Annotated in this window: 18 protein-coding genes and 1 tRNA gene; 13 read left to right on the top strand and 6 right to left on the bottom strand. The window is 65.9% G+C overall.

The window, feature by feature from the left end:
* The coding region (locus GGQ98_RS02560) for an IS3 family transposase (RefSeq protein WP_243451649.1) at nt 1-280 on the top strand (280 nt) is incomplete at its 5' end.
* Here the strand turns inward: GGQ98_RS02560 and GGQ98_RS02565 are convergent.
* On the bottom strand, nt 277-822 hold the full coding sequence (locus GGQ98_RS02565; protein WP_184064668.1) for a TetR/AcrR family transcriptional regulator: 546 nt from the start codon (nt 820-822) through the stop codon (nt 277-279). The two genes, GGQ98_RS02560 and GGQ98_RS02565, sit on opposite strands and share 4 nt — an antisense overlap.
* 179 nt (nt 823-1,001) lie before the next feature.
* On the opposite strand from GGQ98_RS02565, the gene GGQ98_RS02570 reads away from it, so the two are divergent.
* Nucleotides 1,002-2,048 carry an alpha/beta hydrolase gene (locus GGQ98_RS02570; RefSeq protein WP_184064671.1) on the top strand — a complete coding sequence of 349 codons (1,047 nt, stop codon included), beginning with the start codon at nt 1,002-1,004 and terminating at the stop codon, nt 2,046-2,048.
* On the top strand, nt 2,020-2,598 hold the full coding sequence (locus GGQ98_RS02575) for a LysE family translocator (protein ID WP_341534114.1): 579 nt from the start codon (nt 2,020-2,022) through the stop codon (nt 2,596-2,598). Before GGQ98_RS02570 ends, GGQ98_RS02575 begins: the two co-directional genes overlap by 29 nt.
* Nucleotides 2,599-2,604: 6 nt before the next feature.
* Here the strand turns inward: GGQ98_RS02575 and GGQ98_RS18610 are convergent, their stop codons facing one another.
* Nucleotides 2,605-3,162: a methylated-DNA--[protein]-cysteine S-methyltransferase gene (locus tag GGQ98_RS18610; protein WP_279380208.1), complete on the bottom strand. Its 558-nt coding sequence runs from the start codon at nt 3,160-3,162 to the stop codon at nt 2,605-2,607.
* Nucleotides 3,163-3,182: 20 nt separating this feature from the next.
* Between GGQ98_RS18610 and GGQ98_RS02585 the strand changes: the two genes are divergently transcribed.
* Nucleotides 3,183-5,225, top strand: coding sequence for an AsmA family protein (locus tag GGQ98_RS02585; protein ID WP_184064674.1), 2,043 nt, complete (start codon nt 3,183-3,185; stop codon nt 5,223-5,225).
* Nucleotides 5,226-5,230: 5 nt separating this feature from the next.
* On the opposite strand, the gene hisN is transcribed toward GGQ98_RS02585, so the two are convergent.
* A complete protein-coding gene (gene hisN, locus GGQ98_RS02590; RefSeq protein WP_184064677.1) occupies nt 5,231-6,001 on the bottom strand; it encodes a histidinol-phosphatase in 771 nt (256 codons plus the stop codon).
* 63 nt (nt 6,002-6,064) lie between these two features.
* Between hisN and GGQ98_RS02595 the strand changes: the two genes are divergently transcribed.
* Nucleotides 6,065-6,673 (top strand): glutathione S-transferase N-terminal domain-containing protein, encoded by a 609-nt coding sequence (locus tag GGQ98_RS02595; RefSeq protein WP_184064680.1) that lies wholly within the window; start codon nt 6,065-6,067, stop codon nt 6,671-6,673.
* Between the two features lie 11 nt (nt 6,674-6,684).
* On the opposite strand, the gene GGQ98_RS02600 is transcribed toward GGQ98_RS02595, so the two are convergent.
* Both GGQ98_RS02600 and GGQ98_RS02605 read right to left on the bottom strand, forming a co-directional pair.
* Nucleotides 6,685-6,761: transfer RNA gene (locus tag GGQ98_RS02600), tRNA-Pro, on the bottom strand.
* Between the two features lie 85 nt (nt 6,762-6,846).
* Nucleotides 6,847-8,151, bottom strand: coding sequence for an FAD-dependent oxidoreductase (locus GGQ98_RS02605; RefSeq protein WP_184064683.1), 1,305 nt, complete (start codon nt 8,149-8,151; stop codon nt 6,847-6,849).
* A gap of 85 nt (nt 8,152-8,236) precedes the next feature.
* Here GGQ98_RS02605 and GGQ98_RS02610 point away from each other — a divergent pair, with 85 nt between their 5' ends.
* From GGQ98_RS02610 to GGQ98_RS02625, 4 genes are read left to right on the top strand one after another with little or no spacing between them, the layout of a single operon-like run.
* The gene (locus tag GGQ98_RS02610) at nt 8,237-8,905 is read left to right on the top strand and encodes a 5-oxoproline transporter, DUF969 family subunit (protein WP_184064983.1); all 669 of its coding nucleotides are present in this window, start codon (nt 8,237-8,239) and stop codon (nt 8,903-8,905) included.
* Nucleotides 8,902-9,855: a DUF979 domain-containing protein gene (locus tag GGQ98_RS02615; RefSeq protein WP_184064686.1), complete on the top strand. Its 954-nt coding sequence runs from the start codon at nt 8,902-8,904 to the stop codon at nt 9,853-9,855. Before GGQ98_RS02610 ends, GGQ98_RS02615 begins: the two co-directional genes overlap by 4 nt.
* 16 nt (nt 9,856-9,871) lie before the next feature.
* The gene (locus tag GGQ98_RS02620; RefSeq protein ID WP_184064689.1) at nt 9,872-10,744 is read left to right on the top strand and encodes a peptidylprolyl isomerase; all 873 of its coding nucleotides are present in this window, start codon (nt 9,872-9,874) and stop codon (nt 10,742-10,744) included.
* Between the two features lie 39 nt (nt 10,745-10,783).
* Complete coding sequence (locus GGQ98_RS02625) at nt 10,784-11,461, top strand: Crp/Fnr family transcriptional regulator (protein WP_341534115.1); 678 nt, start codon at nt 10,784-10,786, stop codon at nt 11,459-11,461.
* Between the two features lie 4 nt (nt 11,462-11,465).
* Here GGQ98_RS02625 and GGQ98_RS02630 read toward each other — a convergent pair whose 3' ends face one another.
* Nucleotides 11,466-12,071: a hypothetical protein gene (locus GGQ98_RS02630; protein ID WP_184064692.1), complete on the bottom strand. Its 606-nt coding sequence runs from the start codon at nt 12,069-12,071 to the stop codon at nt 11,466-11,468.
* A 187-nt stretch (nt 12,072-12,258) separates the two neighbouring features.
* Between GGQ98_RS02630 and GGQ98_RS02635 the strand changes: the two genes are divergently transcribed.
* The 4 genes from GGQ98_RS02635 to GGQ98_RS02650 all read left to right on the top strand — a co-directional run bounded on the left by GGQ98_RS02635 (nt 12,259) and on the right by GGQ98_RS02650 (nt 16,636).
* Nucleotides 12,259-13,170 carry a hypothetical protein gene (locus GGQ98_RS02635; RefSeq protein ID WP_184064695.1) on the top strand — a complete coding sequence of 304 codons (912 nt, stop codon included), beginning with the start codon at nt 12,259-12,261 and terminating at the stop codon, nt 13,168-13,170.
* Nucleotides 13,170-13,796 carry a class I SAM-dependent methyltransferase gene (locus tag GGQ98_RS02640; protein ID WP_207791217.1) on the top strand — a complete coding sequence of 209 codons (627 nt, stop codon included), beginning with the start codon at nt 13,170-13,172 and terminating at the stop codon, nt 13,794-13,796. The genes GGQ98_RS02635 and GGQ98_RS02640 overlap by 1 nt, the downstream gene beginning before the upstream one ends.
* 40 nt (nt 13,797-13,836) lie before the next feature.
* Entirely contained in the window at nt 13,837-14,154 is a 318-nt protein-coding gene (locus GGQ98_RS02645; RefSeq protein ID WP_184064697.1) for a polyhydroxyalkanoic acid system family protein, read from the top strand.
* Nucleotides 14,155-14,233: 79 nt separating this feature from the next.
* Entirely contained in the window at nt 14,234-16,636 is a 2,403-nt protein-coding gene (locus tag GGQ98_RS02650) for a TonB-dependent receptor (RefSeq protein ID WP_184064700.1), read from the top strand.
* The last annotated feature ends 42 nt before the right edge of the window (nt 16,637-16,678 follow it).

Below are 16,678 nucleotides of genomic sequence, written 5' to 3' on the forward strand. Positions count from 1 at the left end.
GAGCGAAACTCGCGCTCAACATCAACCGATCGCCACGCCGCGGTGGGGTCCCTTTTGCACGCCGATCGGGGGTCCCTTTTGGACGCCGATTGACTATTATGAAAACCACGATCAGCTACGCAGGCACCTGGCTGACTTCGTCAATGCCTACAATTTTGCCCGGCGCCTCAAAACACTCAAAGGCCTCACCCCATATGAATATGTCTGCAAAATATGGTCCGAGCAGCCAAAACGGTTTATCAGAGAACCGCACCATCAAAACGAGGGACTAAACACCTAGGCAGCGCTTAAAATATGCTCTGCTGCCTCATCAAGTAGATCGAGGAACGAACTCGATCGTAGTTCAGGGCGCATCGCTATCTCGATTGCAGCGCCGCTCGCGAGCGCACTTACGAGCCGCAAACGTAGTTCAAGGTTGCTCGGGTCCTCTGGCCCATTCGATAGAATTTTGAGCTTGCCTTCCAGATTCTCTGACGCCTTGTCTTGCGACATCAAGACTTGCCGGACTTTTTCGTTCCGCATCGTCTCGGCGGCAATTTCAGTCATAAGCGCTGTACGGTTTCGGTCGAGCAACATCGACCTCAGGTCCCCAAGGAAATGCTTGATGGCTGACCCGACCGTGGCGGGATGGTCCGCGAGCACGCTAGAAAGTCGGTAAAGCTGCCGCTGAGCATCGGCAGCAACGATAGCCTCGACGAGCGCTTCCTTGCTTGGGAAAAACCGATAAACCAAGCCGACACTTACCCCGGCCTCAGCTGCTATGTCAGCGACTTTCGTGAGGGCAAAACCCGATCGGACGAAGCACACTTTCGCGGCTTCCAATATTTGGGACTTCCGAACCTCCGGAGCCTCCGTGCGCCTCTGCTTCATCCCATCACCTCACTCAGGGTCGCCATATCATGGTGCAGTCAGCTGTCAATGAATCAAGATTCATTCGCCTTGCATCCTTAGTGAAGACGATATAATGACTGAATGATCATTCACTTCGGAAGCAGGATACAATGTTGCCGATACCGGATGAGGGTCCGCCGGACTGCACGATCATGAGCGGTCTATGGAACAGCAGCTATTTTGAGATGACCGCGCTCTCCAATGCCGAGCAATACCGCATCTTCATCGGTGGCCCCAATCCCTCCTTCTTCGCAGGCGATGCGGAGCAGGATGCGCGCTGTCCCGTGATCCTCGTCCTAGACGCCAAGCTGAACTTTGCTCTCGTTCATGCACAAGTTCAGATCATGAATTCTCTCGGCCAACTGCCTCCCGCGTACGTTGTGGGCATTGGCTATGCGGGCGACGAAAGCTTCTTCGAAAAGGACGCCATCCGACGTCAGGCTGACCTGACGCCGAGCCGGGGTGGAGAGCGGGAAGCGCAAACAGGAACCAACAACCGCGCAAGCGGCGTGGGTCATGGCGGCGCGAATGCCTTCCTTGCATTTCTGGAGTGCGAGCTTCTGCCACGCCTGCAAGCCACCTATCCCATCATGCAGGACGACCGAACCATTGTGGGCCACTCGCTAGGAGGGCTGTTTTCCTCGTGGGTCCTGTTCCATAGGCCCCAGCTTTTTAATCGCTATGTCGTTGTCAGCCCGTCCTGGTGGTGGAACGAATACGAGATATGGCGTTGGGAAGCGGCCTACGCGGCCGTACATGCAGACTTGTCGGCACGCGTGTTTGTCACCTTTGGCGGGCTCGAGACCGCCACGAACCATCGAAAGACGGTCGAGCGGGCGATGAACGTCGCTGATGGAGAACTCAAGAAAACCTTGGCCGACGCGCTTGTACAATCAGACCAGCACGGTTGGGCGAAAGGTGTGGAGTTGATACCAGAATTTCTGGAAATAATTACCCAGCGGCACTATCCCGGATTGGACCTCACCACCTTGATGCTACCTGATGAGAATCACGAATCCATTCCGGGGGCCGCCTTCTCAAGAGGATTAAGGGCGGTGTTTGGGAGCTGGAAGTCTGCGCCCACAGTGCACGGGGATAGTCATCGAGCGCTTCGCCGCCGCCGCGACGGTGCTGACGCTGACGCCCGGCGTCGATAACGCGATGGTGCTGCGCCGCGCCGCGAGCGGCCCGCGCAGCGCGACGTTCGCGGCGATCGGCATCGGGCTCGGCTGCCTGATTTGGGGCGGCGCGGTGTCGCTCGGGCTCGGCGCGCTGCTCGCGGCATCGGAAATGGCCTTCACCATCGTGAAATGGGCGGGCGCGGCGTATCTTCTTTATCTGGGCGTCGGCCTGATCCTGAAACCACGCAGCGCGCTCGCCGTGGGCGCCGCCGCGACAGGCGGTAGTGCGCGCGAGGCTTTCACGCAGGGGCTCGTCACCAATCTGCTGAACCCTAAGATCGGCGTGTTCTACATCACCTTCCTGCCGCAGTTCATTCCAACCGGCGTCGATCCCGCCGGGTTTTCCTTCATCCTTACAGGCGTGCACGTCTTGCTCGGCTCGGTGTGGTTCGCGCTGCTGATCGCCGCAACCGTGCCGCTCGGCCGGTTCCTCGCACGCCCGCTCGTATTGAAGCCGATGGACCGGCTGACAGGCGGCGTCTTCATCGCGTTCGGGCTGAAACTGGCGTTTTCGCGTTCCAGTTGAGTTGCTTCAGCCGAAAAGCCCCGGTTGCACCGCTGCCAGCACCGCGCCTTCGTGGGCGAGCAACCAGCGTTTGCGTTCGATACCACCGCCGAAGCCGGTGAGCGAACCGTCCGCGCCGATCACGCGGTGGCAGGGCACGATGATCGACACGGGATTCGCGCCGTTCGCAGCGCCGACGGCGCGCACGGCGGCCGGACGGCCGATGGCGGCGGCCTGCTGCGCGTAGGTGCGGGTTTCGCCGGGCGGGATACGCCGCAGTGCCGCCCACGCTTCCTTCTGAAACGGCGTGCCGCCGGGATCGACCTCGATCGCCGCCGTCGCCGCGAAATCACCCCCGAAGTAAGCAGCAAGCGCGCGGCTTACGCCTGCGGGCGGCGTTTCGTTCAGTTCGAGTATGGTATCGGGCCCTTGATAGCGGGCGAGGAGCGCCTGGAAGCGATCCTCTTTATCCACCCATTCGAGCGCTCTCACGCGTCCGTCCACACCCCAGACGCACAGCATTTCGCCGGTCGGCGTATCGATTCGCGCGGCGGCTAGAGTTTGTCTGGTGGAACGCTGCATCATCGCCGCACGTTAGACTCCCCATGCAGATGCCGTCCATCCGTGAGTGGCGCCGGAAACATGGTCAATCCGGCCGCGACGCATGGGATCGCTCTCCTGGCCCTGTAAAACTCGCGCTGAAGGCCGTGCTGTGGATGATCGGCACTTTGTTTCTGCTGTGGCTGATCCTGTTCATCACAAAGGGCCGCTTTCTGGAGCGCCCGTTTGAGCGCGTCGCCTCGAGCCTGACAGGCCGCGACGTGAGCGTGGGCGGCGACTTTCAGTTGTATTCGAACCCGCACATCACGTTCCGCGCGCAGCGGCTCGTCATCACCAATCCCGAATGGGCCGAGAACGACCGCTTCGTCGATGCAAAACGCATCGATCTGAACATCGACATACTTCGGCTGATCTTCGGGAAAACATTGTTCCGGCAGGCGACGCTTGAAGACACACAGTTTGCGATGGAGTGGGACAAGGCGGGCGCACGCAACAGCTGGACGTTCGGCGACACGCCCGGCGAGCCGTTCCGGCTTCCCGAAATCCGGCGCGCCACGATCACCGGCACGACGCTTGCCTATCGCGACCCGCCGCGGCGGCTGATCGCCGACCTCGCCTTCGCACCGATCGCCGCACGATCGAGCCGGTTCGGTGAGGCGATCGGCTTCCGGGGCGGCGGCACCTCGATGGGTAAGGCCTTCGACGTAACCGGCCGTATGGAAAGCCCGAATGCCACGGCGGCGGGCGGGCGCAACGATCTCGCCTTCCGGATCGAGGTCGGCGACAGCCAGATCGACGCGGCCGGAACCCTGCCCGGCGTGACCGAACTCGACGGCGCGATGCTGAATGTTCGCGCGCGGGGCGGCAATCTTGCGACGCCCTTCCTCCTGCTGGGCGTCGCCATCCCCGAAACGCGGCGCTTTGATCTGGGCGGCGAACTGCGGCCCGTGGGCAACGAATGGCGTATGACGAAGATCGCCGGAACTTTCGGGCAAAGCGACCTTTCCGGCAGCATGACGGTGCGCACCGGCGGCGAGCGGCTGTTCATCGCGGCGGACCTTGCCAGCCGCGCGCTCGATATCCTCGACGCCGGACCGTGGATCGGCATTTCGCCCGAGCGACTGGAGCGCATGGGCGGCAAGGGCGCAATCACCACGGAAGGCGGGCGCCCGCGCGTGCTGCCCAATGCACCGCTGAACGCCGAAGGACTCAATCGCTTCGATGCGCGCATCGGCTACCGCGCGACCGCCGTGCGCACGGGCACGATCCCCTTGCAGAATCTGGAGCTGAAACTGGCGCTCGACAACCGGCAGCTGGCGCTGACGCCCGTGAAATTCGATTTTGCCGGCGGCACGCTGACCGGGAACATCAACGTAAACGCACGCCAGTCGCCCGTGGTGACGCGCTATGACGTGAACCTCAGCCCCGTTCGCATCGCCGAGATGCTCCGCGGTTTCGGTGTGGAAAGCAGCGGAACGAACGGCGTGCTGAAAGGCCGCCTGAACCTTACGGGATACGGCGACGACATTCGCGAATCGCTGGGATCGGCGAACGGGCGTATCGCGGTGATCCTGCCGCAGGGCAATCTGTGGCTGCGCAACGCGGAGCTTCTGGAGCTCGACATCGGCGACTTCGTGGAAGCGGCGCTCGGCGACAAGCTGAAGGAACCCGCGCGCATCCGCTGCGGCCTGCTCGCCTTCACGGTGAAGGACGGCATCGGCCGCGCGGACCCCATCTTCATCGATACGCGCCGGAACGTGATCCGGGGCGGCGGCAGCATCAGCTTCAAGGACGAAAGCCTCGACCTCGCGCTGGAAGCGGACGCGAAGAACCCCAGCCTGTTTTCGGGCCAGTCGCCGGTGGGCGTGGGCGGCTGGTTCGCGGCGCCGACGATCAACCCCATCTCGGGCAAGCTGATCGGGCGCGTGGCGGCGGGCGCCGCTCTCGGCGCGCTGATCTCACCGCTTGCGGTGCTTGTCGCGTTCATCGACCTCGGCGACGAGGAGGATACGAACTGCGCTCCGGTGCTTGCCGGAGCGAGCGGTGCGGCGGTGCGCGCGGCGGACAAGGCGGCCGAGGACAAGTAGACGAATTAGTCGCGGAGGCGCCGGGAAACCTCGGGGAGCAGCGAAGTATCCCCCAGGGCGATGACGCTGCCGTCGCTCTCGCCGGTGAGGGGGCGGCCCTGCCAGTCCGTCATCGAGCCGCCCGCGCCGATGACGATGGGCGCGAGCGCGGCGAAATCGTGCAGCTTGAGGTTCGCCTCCACGACGAGGTCGATGTGGCCGGCGGCGACGAGGCCGTAGTTGTAGCAGTCTCCGCCGTAGACGAGCTGGCCGGAGGCCTCGGAAAGCGCCTCGAAACGCGCGCGCTGCGGCGCATCGAAATATTGCGGGCCGGACGACGCGATAAACGCCATCGACAGCGCCGGGCAGCGGCGCGTGGTTATGGCCGCGCCGTTCAGCGTGGTCGCCCGGCCCTCCGCGCCCGCCCAGCGATCGCGGCCGATCGGCTGATCGATGATGCCGAGCACGGGGCGGTTTTCCTCCAGCAGCGCGATCAGCGTGCCGAAAATCGGCCGCCCCGCGATGAAGCTGCGCGTGCCGTCGATCGGATCGAGCACCCAGACGCGCGCGGCGCCCGGATTGGAGACGCCGAACTCCTCGCCGATGATGCCGTCGCCGGGCCGCTCCGCCGCGATGAGCGTGCGCATCGCGGTTTCCGCCGCGCGGTCCGCGACGGTGACGGGCGAGGCGTCGCCCTTCGTTTCGACCTCGACGCGGGCGCGGAACCACGGGCGGATCGCTTCACCCGCGGCATCGGCAAGGCGGTGCGCGAAGGCAAGGTCGTCGGCGCGGCTCATGGTTCGCCTTTCCTTGCCTGCACCGCGCCGCTAGCGTGCGCAAAATTGTTCAGGGAATCATGCATGAAGCTCTACATGTCCTACACCTCCCCCTATGCGCGCAAGGTGCGTGTGTTCGCCCGCGAACTCGATCTTGAGGATGCCGTCGACGAGGTGCCGGTCAATCCGCTCGACGACCCCGACGATCTCGTCTCGGTGAACCCGGTCTCGAAGATCCCCGCGCTCATCACCGATGACGGGACGTCGGTGCACGACAGCCGCGTGATCCTGGCCTATCTGGCGAGCCTGAAAGACCCCGGCGATCTCTACCCCGCCCCCGGCGATCCCAAACGCTGGGCAGCCATGACGCTTGCCGCGCACATCGACGCCATTCTGGACGCCGCCGTCGCCTGGCGCATGGAGACGCAGCGCCAGCCGGGCGAACGCTCGATCTTCTGGCAGGGACGGTGGCGCGGAAAGATCGAGCGCGCGCTCGATGCGCTTCCCGCGATGCTGGATGCCGCGCCCGCCTATCGCCGCTACGCCGAAATGCTGTCGGTGATCGCGCTCGAATACATCGACTATCGCCATCCGGTGCTCGACTGGAAGCGTACCCGGCCGGCGCTGACGAAGCTCCACGACGAATGGGCCTCGCGGTCTTCAATGGTGGAAACACAGTTCCCGGCAACCTGAGGGACTGCGCGTGGTCGGGGAGAGAGGATTCGAACCTCCGGCCCCTGCCTCCCGAAGACAGTGCTCTACCAGGCTGAGCTACTCCCCGACGCGCAGGCGATGACCGCTGTGGGCAAGAGCCCTCGGGACAGCGGACGGCGGCTTATAGCGGCGAGGTTTGACCCCCGCAAGCCTCAGCTTCGCGCTGCCGACATCATATCGTCGACCAGCACGAATTTCTCGCGGGGGGCGCCGCCGCGCGCGCGCGCGACCTCGGCGGCGTCGATCTTCTGCCAATCCCGGAACGTGACGATGTCGATGCCCTTTTCGGCCGCGAGCGCATCCAGACCGGCGCGCCCGGCCTTGCCCGAAGATGTGACCTGTGACGCGATCAATTCCGAAATGGCGAAGCCGTCGGGCCGGTTCGTGCCGATCGTGCCCGTCGCGCCGCGCCGCGCCCAGCCGACGCAGTAGAGGCCGGGCGAGATGCGGCCTTCGTCGTTCACGAAACGCCCGCCGCGCTCGTCGTAGGGGACGCCCGCGATCGGCAGCGTGCGGTAGCCGATGCAGCTGACCACCATGCCGCAGGGGATATCGAGCATTTCGCCCGTCCCCTCGGCGCGGCCGTCGACGAGGCGGGTGCGTTCGAGGCGCAGCGCCTCGACCCGGCCCTCGCCCAGCACCGCGACGGGGCGCAGGAAGAAATCGAAGTGGACGCGGACGGGTTTTTCAAGGTCAGGACCGGCGGCGGCGAAACCGCGCAGCGCGGTAACGACCTTGCGGAGACCCGGCTCCAGCGCCTCGTCGTCTTCCACGGGCGGAAACGCAGCGGGATCGACGATGGGCGTCGCGCGCACAAGCTCGCCCATCTCGCCAACTTCCTTGGGCGTGAAGCTGACCTGATGCGGGCCGCGGCGGCCGACGATGCGGATGCACTTCACCTGCGACACGGCAAGCGCATCGACGGCGTGCTGCACGATGTCCGCGCCTTCGAACTCTTCGGGCAGCTTCGCGAGGATGCGCGCGCAATCGATCGCGACATTGCCGTTGCCGACGACGACGACCGCCTCGCTTTCCAGCGGCGGCGCGAGATCGGCGAAATCCGGATGACCGTTGTACCAGCCGACGAACGCGGCGGAGCCGAGAACGCCGGGGAGGTTTTCGCCCGGCACGCCGAGCGGACGATCGGTGGGCGCGCCGGTGGCGAGCACCACGGCATCATAGAGCCCGAGCAGGTCTTCGATCGCGATGCCGCCATCCCCCACCGGGACGTTTCCGGCGAAGCGGACATTGTCGGAAAGCGCTGTCTTTTCGTAGCGGCGCGAAACCGCCTTGATCGACTGGTGATCGGGCGCGACGCCCGCACGGATCAGCCCGAAGGGCGTCGGCAACCGATCGATGATATCGATGCGCACATCGCCGCCGTTCAGCTTCTGCGCGGCCTCTGCAGTATAATAACCGGCCGGACCCGAACCGACGATCGCGATCTGAAGCGTCATTAAGGTCTTCCCGCAAGCTGTTTTTTTCCGATGCTAAACCCGGCAGGCGCGATGTAAAGACGCTTTGAGTCGGGGGTCTCGCGTCGTGCTCGTCCTGTCGGGAATCGTCATCATCGTGCTGGGCTTCATGGTCCGGCTCAATCCGCTGCTCGTCGTGACGATCGCAGCGCTCGCCACGGGCATCGCCGCCGGACTCGATCCGGTCGCGGTGGTTTCCGCGTTCGGCAAGGCGTTCAACGACAACCGCTATGTGAGCGTGGTGTGGATCGTGCTGCCCGTGATCGGCCTTCTGGAGCGCTATGGATTGCAGCAGCGCGCGCGGACGCTGATCGCCGACCTGCGAGGCGCGACCGTGGGCCGCCTGCTGATCGTGTATCTGATCGCGCGCCAGATCGCCGCCGCGCTCGGCCTCACCTCGATCGCCGGACATGCGCAGACCGTGCGGCCGCTCGTCGCGCCGATGGCGGAGGCGGCGGCCGAAGCGCAGATGCAGACAGGGCGCACGGCCGACGAAGAGACGCGCGAAGAGGTGAAGGCGATGGCGGCGGCGACCGACAATGTCGGGCTGTTTTTCGGCGAGGACATCTTCATCGCAATCGCCTCGATCCTTCTCATCAAGAGCACGTTCGAAACCTACGGCATCACGCTGGCGCCGATCGAACTTTCGGTGTGGGCGATCCCCACCGCGATCGCGGCGCTGCTGATCCACGGCGCGCGGCTGATGCTGCTCGACCGGCGACTGGGCGCGCGATGATCGGGCTTCCCGCACTCTACACGTTTGCCGGGCTGGTGTTCGCCGCCTTCGCATTGGGAAGCCTGCGCGACCGCAGCAACGCCAGGCGGCTGGGCAATGCCGCATTCTGGGGCCTGCTGTCGCTGAGCTTCCTTGCGGGCGACCGGCTCGGCGATCTGGGCAACGGCGTGCTGGTGCTGTGCCTCGTGGGGCTCGCGGGCGCAGGCGCGCTCGGCAGCGGCACGCCGAAGACGACGAGCCCGGAAGAGCGGACTGCGCTTTCGGCAAGACTCGGCAACCGGCTGTTTTTGCCTGCGCTCATCATCCCGGTGACTGCGCTTGTCGGCACGCTTGCGTTCAAGGCGATCAGCGTGGGCGGCGCGCCGCTGTTCGATCCCCGGCAGGTGACGCTGCTGTCGCTCGGCATCGGCGTCGTGCTCGCGCTTGCCGTCTCGATGCTCTGGCTGCGGCCGCCGCCGCTCGCGCCGATCGAGGAAGGGCGGCGGCTGATCGATTCGGTGGGCTGGGCGGCGGTGCTGCCGCAGATGCTCGCCTCGCTCGGCGCGGTCTTCGCGCTTGCGGGCGTGGGCGACGTGGTGGGAGAGATCGCCGGCGCGATCATCCCCGAGGGCAACCGCTTCGCCGCCGTCGCCGTGTTCGCACTGGGCATGGCGGGGTTCACGATGGTGATGGGAAACGCCTTCGCCGCCTTCCCGGTGATGGCGGCGGCGATCGGCGTGCCGGTGCTGATCGTGGGCATGGGCGGCGATGCGGCGGTGATCGGCGCGGTCGGGATGCTCGCGGGGTTCTGCGGCACGCTGATGACGCCGATGGCGGCGAACTTCAACATCGTGCCCGCCGCGCTGCTTGAACTGAAGAACCGGAACGGCGTGATCCGCGCGCAGATCGCCACCGCGCTGCCGCTGCTCGCCGTGAACCTCGTCATCATCTATATCTTCGCGTTCCGATGACGCGGAAGGACGACACATGAAAGCACTGCTTCCCCTCGCCTGCCTGCTCGCAGGGTTCGCGCCGCTCGGCTCGCAGGCGGTGATCGACGCCTCCCGGCCCGAAGAGTGGCGGGCGCTCGCGCCTGAAAACACGCTCTACATGGAGGTGGGCGGGAATACGGTCGTGTTCGAACTCGCACCCGAACTGGCGCCCAGAACCGTGGGCAACATCCGCACGCTGGTGCGCGAGCGCTATTTCGACGGGCTGAGCATCAATCGCGTTCAGGACAATTATGTCGTGCAGTGGGGCGACCCTGACGCGGAGAACCCCGCCGCGCAGCGCAGGCAGGGCATCCCCGCGACGCTCTCGCCCGAGTTCGGCGTGCCCGCAGCGGGCATCGCCTTCACGCCTATCCCCGGCCCGGACGGGTTCGGCGAGCCCGGATTCGTGAACGGCTTCGCGGCGACCCGGAAGAACGGCGCGGTGTGGGCGACGCACTGCTACGCCGCACTCGGCGTCGGGCGCGCCGAGGCGGCGGACAGCGGCAACGGGGCAGAACTCTATGTCGTGATCGGCCACGCGCCCCGGCACCTGGACCGCAACGTCACCATCACCGGGCGCGTGATTTCCGGCAGCGAGCATCTTTCCAGCCTGAAGCGCGGCACGGGCGCGCTCGGCTTCTACGAAACCGCCGCAGAGCGCGTGCCGATTACGCGCATCCGGCTGGGCAGCGACGTTCCCGAAGGCGAACGCCTGTCTGTCGAGATCATGCGGACCGACAGCGCTTCGTTCCGCGCCTTTGTGGACGCGCGCGCGCACCGCACGCGCGACGGCTGGTTCGACAGCGATTCGGGCTTCATCGACATCTGCAACGTGCGCGTGCCGCAGCGGATGCCGTCGCGGCCTTAACCTGGGACGATCATCATGAGCGTTTGCGAGGATTGCGTTGTGCGCGACCGATCGCTCTGCGGCGCGCTCGACAAGACCGCGCTCGCCGAGATGGCGCGCATCGGCCGCAGACGCACGCTTGCCGCCGGGGAGTCGCTCCAGTTCGAGGGCGACGATAATATCCTGTGCGCAAACGTGCTGGACGGCGTGCTGAAGCTGAGCTCGCTCACCGCTTCGGGCGGCGCGCAAACCGTGGGTCTCCTTTACCCCGCCGATTTCATCGGGCGCCCTTATGCCGACACCGTCGACCACGACATCACCGCGCTGACCAGGGCCGAGGTATGCATCTTCCCGCGCGCACCGTTCGAGCGCATGCTTGCGCAGAACGCTGCGCTGGAGCGGCAGCTTCTGAGGCGCACGCTGAGCGAGCTTGAACGCAGCCGGCGCTGGTTGCTGTTCGTGGGCCGCAAGAGCGCGGGCGCGCGGCTCGCGGGGCTGCTGATCGACATCGCGCGGCGCATGGCACAGACGGGTTGCGGCACCGATTTCGGCATCGGACAGCTGATCCAGCTGCCGCTCACACGCACCGAGATGGCGGACGTTGCGGGGCTTACCATCGAGACGGTGAGCCGCGAACTCGGCAAGCTGAAGGACGCGGGCGCGATCGCCACCGAGGGACGCCGCGGCCTGCGCATTCTGAAACCGACTGCGCTGCAGGCGATCATGGACAGCGAATAGGCGCCTATTCGGACTCTTTGCGATAGGTGAGGCGCCCGTCGCCGCGCAGCATCACCAGATCATCGCCTTCGATGACGAGCGGTTGATCCTTGAACGGCGGCTGGCCGAGGCTGTTGGGGACGAGGCGGAAGCTGAGATCGTTGGCGCGGGCGAGATCGACCGGGAACGGGGCCGAGACGAAATCGAAGACGCCGAGGCCGAGGCGCAGCGCCGTGACCTGCGTGCCTTCGGGCAGGTTCGGGATATAGCCGTAGGACTGGGTGTAGCCATCCATCTCGGTGCCGTCCGCCAGCATGAGGACGACATCCACCGGCCAGCCCATCGGCGTGCCGTCCGGCGCCGTCACCTGGACGCGGAGCGGCATTTCGGGATTGCGCGCGGCGGAGACGGGGACGAATTCGGGCGGCTTCCATTCCGGCTCGGTGGTGAGCAGGATGCGGTTGCCGTTTCGCACCCAGCGGCCCTCGCCCGCCTCGTCGAGCGCGCCGTAGGTGAGGCCGTAGCGGAAGCGGCCGTCGGCAGTGAGTTCGAGCCCCGAGGCGGCCTCGCGGACACCTTCGAGGCGGTAGACACCCTCGACGCCGGCGAGCGCGGGGGTCGCTGCAACCATCAACAGGAGGGCCAGCCGGAACCACAGCGCAAGGCCGGAGCATCGCATCCCGAAAAATCCATATTGGGCCCAAGTGTTCATGCCGCGCGCGAATCAGCCCGAAGGAATGTAAAAACAATGCTTGCACGGGACCGTGCAGGGGTCAAAAACAGAAAAAAGCCGGTGCATTCCGGCATGTCGGGGTGTCATGTTCGATACGCATGGCCGCATCAAATGCGGCACGATTTCCGTGCCCGATTTCCAGGGATCATTGTCGGACTGGACGGGGCTGCTCGGCTATGACTGCGTGGAGACCGGCAAGGTGCCGATCGAGCTGGCGAACGGCTGGGGGGCGCTGAAGACACTGGGCGCGCGCACCGCCTTGCTGGCGCCGCCGGGCGGCGGCGACACCGCCTTCATCCGCATCGTGGAACAGCCCGCCGTGCTCGCCTACCTGCCGATGCGGACATTCGGCTGGGTCGGCTACGAGCTTACGATCCGCGACGTGCCTTCGCTCCACGACCGCCTGCGCGGAAGCAGCATCCGCATCCTGACGCCCCCCGAACGCACGCCCGACGGTGCGGGCTGGACACCGATCGAGGCCACCGGACGCGCAGGCGAGGTGCTGTTCTTCAACGCCGTGACCGAAACGCTGCGCGATCTGGAATTTCCGCGCGCTGTGGCGGAAGTCGACCGGATCATGGTCGCCATGCTCGCCGCCGCCGACCGCGCCGCCGCCGTGCGCTTTCATATCGATGCGCTCGGCTTTTCCGAGGGCGGCACATTCCGCCTGCCCTACCCCATCATCAACACCGCATTCGGACTGCACCCGGACACCGAAAGCGAAGCGACGGTCATCAGCGTGGGATCCATGCCGGTGTGCGAGATCGACCAGTTCCCGCCCGGAACCACGCAGCGCAAGCAGCTGCTCGGCTATCTGCCGCCCGGCAACGCGCTTGTGAGTTTCGCGGTCCGTTCGCTCGATGCCGTCCGCGCGCCGCTGATCGCACCGCCCGAAACCCTGGACGGGCCGCTTTATGCGGGGCGCCGAACCGCCTGCACACGCGGCGCGGCGGGGGAACTGATCGAACTGATCGAAGTCGGGGACGGCGCAGGCTGATGGACGCCGGACCTTCGGTCGCCGAGCGCATACGCCGGTCGCGGCGCCGTTTCCAGACCGAGTCGGAAGACGCGCTGCGCTTCCTCGGCCGCCTGCACAACGCGCGCATGATGGGCGCGGTCACGCCCAGCGGGCCTGCCCTTGCAAGGCGCATCGTTGCGGGCATCGATCCGGCGCGCGGCGCGGTGCTGGAGGTCGGCGCGGGAACCGGGGTCTTCACCGCCGCGCTGCTCGCGCGCGGCGTGAAGCCCGAAGCGCTGACCGCAGTGGAGGCCGACCCCGTGTTCGCATCGCTGCTGCGAACGCGGTTTCCGGGCGTCGAGATCGTGGAGGGCCGCGCGGAAGATGTGCTCGGCGCAGGCGGCGGGCTCGCGCAACGGCAGTATGCCGACGCCGTCAGCGGCCTGCCGCTTCTCAATTTCCCGTCGGCGCTGCGGCGGCGCATCCTGGAAGCGATCTTCGCGCGGCTTGCGCAGGACGGCGCGCTCTACCAGTTCACCTATGGGCCGCGCGCGCCGCTGGGGCGCGGCACGCTCGCCGCGCTGGGCCTCGTCGCGGAACCGGCCGGGCGCGTATGGCGAAACCTGCCGCCCGCGACGGTGTACCGGATCCGGTGTCAGACCTGAGTGTCTTGCACGATCAAGACAGCGCGCTAGACTTCCCCTTATGGCACAGCCGATCCGCTTCGACATTCCGCACCGCCTCGGCAGGGCGGAAGCACGCCGCCGCATGGACGGCGGACTGGACGACCTTGACCGCGCGATGCCCTTCGCGTCGCGCATCGACAAGACCTGGCAGGAAGACCGGCTGGTGGTCGAGGTCACGGCGATGGGGCAGGTGACGACGGCGCATCTCGATGTCGGCGACGACCATGTGCACGTCGCGCTGGCGCTGCCCGGCCTTCTGGGCATGTTCGGCGAGAAGATCGCCGGTTTCTTCCGCAAGCGCACGACCGAACTGCTGGAAGACAAAAGCAAACGCTGAAGCCGACCATCGCACACGGCTTGCGAAGCGCGGCGCGGGAAGGCAAGAGGCAAGCTCTTGTTTCCGGGAAAGGTCGCGTATGTCAGGACGTTCGCTGTTGCATGGAAGCTGCGCCATCGCCGCAATCGTTGTGGCGGCCGCGCCCGCAATGGCACAGGACGAGGCGGCGAAGGCCGCGCTGCCCGCGATCGCGGTGACGGCGCAGCTTCGGCCGCAGCCCGTCGAAGCGGTGCCGCTTGCCGTTTCGGCGCTGCTTTCGGGCGAGATCGAGGCGCGCGGGATCGATGATCCGCTGGATGCCGTGCGCGGCATCCCGAACACGGTGGCGGCGCATGTGCCCGGCTTCGGCAGCGATAACGACTATGTGATCCGTGGCCGCAGCGGCGTCGGCACGATCATCGACGGCATTTACGTGGGACGCGGCGCGGCCACGAATTACGGCTTCTTCGACATCGACCGCATCGAGGTGCTGCGCGGTCCGCAGAGCGCGCTTTACGGCCGCGACACGAGCGGCGGCGTGCTCCACATCGTGAACCGCATACCCGGCGACCGGACGAGCGGCTATCTCGACGGCGCCTACGGCCGCTTCGGCACATACCAGTTCCGCGCCGCGCTCGATGTGCCGGTGGGCGAGCGTTTCTCGCTCGGCCTTTCGGGGTATTGGCGGGATTCGAACGGCTATGTGCGGAACGCGACGACCGGCGACCGGCTGAACGAGGACGACGGCTGGGGCCTGCGCGCCGCCGCGCACGCGAAACTCTCCGACACGCTGACGTGGACGGGATCGATCGCGCGGATGGAGAGCACGTCGCTCTACGCGCCCGATTTCGAATGCGACCCCGCCGCGCCTGCCGACTGCAAGGGCCGCTTTGCCTCCACCGGCTATGCCGAAACGGTCGGCCCGAACCACTTCGGACCGCTCGGCGTGAGCGGGCGCAAGGCGAGCTTCGGGTTCGGCAATGCGGCGAAGACCTATCTTGCGACCTCGCGCATCGCGTGGGCACCGAGCGAGGCCGTTACCCTTGAAGCGATCACCGGCTATGTCGATACCAAGCGGCAGTACGGCATCGACCTTCGCGACGGCCGCGACGCGCCGACGATCGCAGACCCCGTGCCCGCAGCGCGCGGCGATGTGTACGGCGGCTACACGATCCTGGGCGATACGCATTTCAAGCAGTTCTCGCAGGAGCTGCGCCTGAGCGGCGCGCTGGCGGGCGGCTTCGTGAATTATGTCGCGGGCGTGTCCTACGCCGAGGAAGACGGCGACAGCGACCTTGCCGACATCTTCACGCCGGGCACCGGCATCGCGAGCCTCGTCGCCGACCGGCGCGTGACGACCGAGACGAAATCCAAATCCGCCTACGCGCAGATCGATGTGAACGCGACCGAGGCGCTGACGCTGACCGCAGGGCTTCGCTACAGCGACGAGGATTTGCGTTTCGGCCTTGCCGACAACCGCGCGGGATGCGCCGCGCTTCCGGGCGGCTGCCTGGAAGATGCGCTCGTGACTGCGGGCGTTCCGGCGAAGATCAGCGACAGCTTCTGGTCGCCGCGCTTCGCCGCCGCGTTCAAGGTTGCCGAAAACGCCACGCTGTTCGCGTCGGCCGCGCGCGGCTATCGCTCGGCGGGATGGAATGATCGCAGTACGGCCGCCGCGACAATCCGCCCTTATACGGCGGAAACGATCTGGAGTTACGAGGCCGGGCTGAAATCCACATGGTTCGAGCGGCGGGTCGCCGTCGATCTGACCGCCTTTTACGTGGACGGCAACAGCGCCCAGGTTCCCTCCGCTGATTCCTGGCCCGGCGGTTTCATGTTGTTCGAAACCTTCAACGCTCCCGGCTTCAAGAACAAAGGTATGGAACTTGAAGTCAGAGCCACCCCCTTCACCGGCGTAACTGTGCAGGCAGGCGCGGGTTGGCAGGATGCAAAATACAAAACAAACGATGATATGCGTTCACAGCAGGACGCCTGCCGACTGGCTCTTGCGTTTGGTTCCGTTGCCGGTTGGGATACCGATCCGCCTAATCCATGGTGTGGCTACGGCTTCGTGACGACGACAGGCGACATTGCGAAGCCCATGCGGACGCCCAGATGGACATTTTCGGCGGGCGCATCGTGGGACATCTGGCTACCGCCGGCGTCAGGTTCAATCGTGACGCCATCCGTGAACGTGACGTACCGATCGTCCATGGAAACAGATTCGGCGAATTATTCCTTGTACACGGGCAGCGTGACCAGTTCAGCGGGCACCGTCTATCCCGCCAATCCCTACGACGGCGACTTCATCGCCGGATCGCGGTCCAAATCGCAGCTTCTGGTGAACGCCGGGATCGCGCTGCGCACCGACGACAATTTCTGGCGGGTGAGCCTTGAGTGCGAGAACTGCCTGAACGAAACGACGGTCGATGCGTCGCTCGGCAACGTCTCGTGGCTGAACACGCCGCGCGTCTGGATGCTTCGCGCGCGCCGCCAGTTCTGACGAATCGCGCACCTTGACTTCCCCATGTCACATATTCGGGAC

The organism is Sphingosinicella soli (genome assembly GCF_014199685.1).
Taxonomy (GTDB): Bacteria; Pseudomonadota; Alphaproteobacteria; order Sphingomonadales; family Sphingomonadaceae; genus Sphingosinicella; species Sphingosinicella soli.